This window comes from Bradyrhizobium sp. 197 (assembly GCF_023073375.1).
Lineage (GTDB): Bacteria > Pseudomonadota > Alphaproteobacteria > Rhizobiales > Xanthobacteraceae > Bradyrhizobium.
On sequence record NZ_JADPJJ010000067.1, the window covers coordinates 1 to 1,457 of the forward strand.

Annotated in this window: 1 protein-coding gene; it reads right to left on the reverse strand. The window is 58.8% G+C overall.

Annotated features, from left to right (window positions below):
- Positions 1-233: 233 nt before the first annotated feature.
- Positions 234-1,457, reverse strand: coding sequence for a phospholipase effector Tle1 domain-containing protein (locus IVB27_RS15490; RefSeq protein ID WP_256468378.1), 1,224 nt, complete (start codon positions 1,455-1,457; stop codon positions 234-236).

Consider the following 1,457-nt stretch of genomic DNA (forward strand, 5'->3'; position numbering starts at 1 on the left):
CTCTTAATCAGCGGGTCCCAGGTTCGAGCCCTGGTGCGCCCACCATATAAATCAAGACCTTGGCGAGAGAAGCCGTTTGAGAGAGCCGAATTAAAACGGTTTTTCAAACGGTGTTTTTGACGGCCGGTCGGCGAGAGCACTCTCGGCATTGTGAACTGCTTTACTCGTCGCGGCAGAGGCCAAGGCGACTACAAATCCGCCTGACAGAACCGCTTCCTCATCGTTGCATTGCGTCAGAGCCGCCCGACATGGCCGGCTTCTTCCCACTTCTGTTCAATGTCATCGGCGACGCATTGAGGCAGCTGCGTAGCGCTCCCATCGAAATAGTGCTTGAAGTCGACGTGGACCCTCATGTTGTCCGGGCGGTAGGCCGCCATGCGATCGTAGAGAAGAACGGACGCCGCCTCGAAACGCCGATAGACCGATTTGTGCATCGGTGATCTCGATTCTTCCTTCTCGGGATCGATCGGCAGGTCACGAACCCCGGCCTTGAGAAAGCCTCCCGCCTGCTCATTGTGCTGGGGACCTGCGGGATTGGGCGACAGCCGTAGCACACTGCCGTCGTGTTTCAGGCCGCCCGGAATGAGCGAAGCTCCGGTGAGCAACCAATTGAGCGCGACGTCTGAGAGCCGAGCCTCATTCTCGAGATAGCCGCCGCCGACATCGGCGTGCACGCCCAGAAACCAGACCTGTTCGAAGTAAAGATTGCCGTGCGCGTCTCGTTGGTCCTGCTTCTCGGCTGTGGGCGACCAGCCGACGCGCTTGAAATCGGCGCGGTTCTCGTCGATCGAGATCGCATGTTTGGCGTAGCCCACGTTGGGATTGAGGGTGGTGTCGTAGAATTTGTGCTTCGGCGGGGCGAGATGCACGGTTTGGAGGCGCTTCCATAATCCATAGCCGGGCAAGGATGGCGCGATCTTCAGATAGTTCATGAGAAAAGCAATCAGCGCTGTGGCGATGCCGAGGTAGCTCAGAATCCAGGCCACCCATCCGGCCCATGGAAAGACCGGCTGAAGGAAGCCACCGAGCCAGTGCAACCCGATCAGTAGCGCAATGCCGGCGGTCACGAGCGCCGCGCCCAGATATTTATGGCCGAGGGCGGCGACAGTATCGAACACGCCGATGAAGTAGGGAAAGACGTTCGCGTGCTCGGCGCCGTTGACGGTGGTTGTACTGCCGTACTGCCGTCTAAATTGTGCAGCGATTGCATCTCGAGTCTCCAGCAGGAACCGCCGGTATCCAAGAATCTTGCGCGAGTAGGATGGACAAAATTGATAGACATCCTTGACCGCATGCTCGGCCAGCTTGTGGATGCTGTTTGGATCGCGGCGCAAGGGCGAGCCATCGGGCATATGGCGCGGGACGCCGCAATAGGTCATGACCCCTGCAACCGATCGGACCGTGTAAGCGCCCCGGCTGAAACCGATCAGGAAGATCCGATCGCCTTCCTCATACAG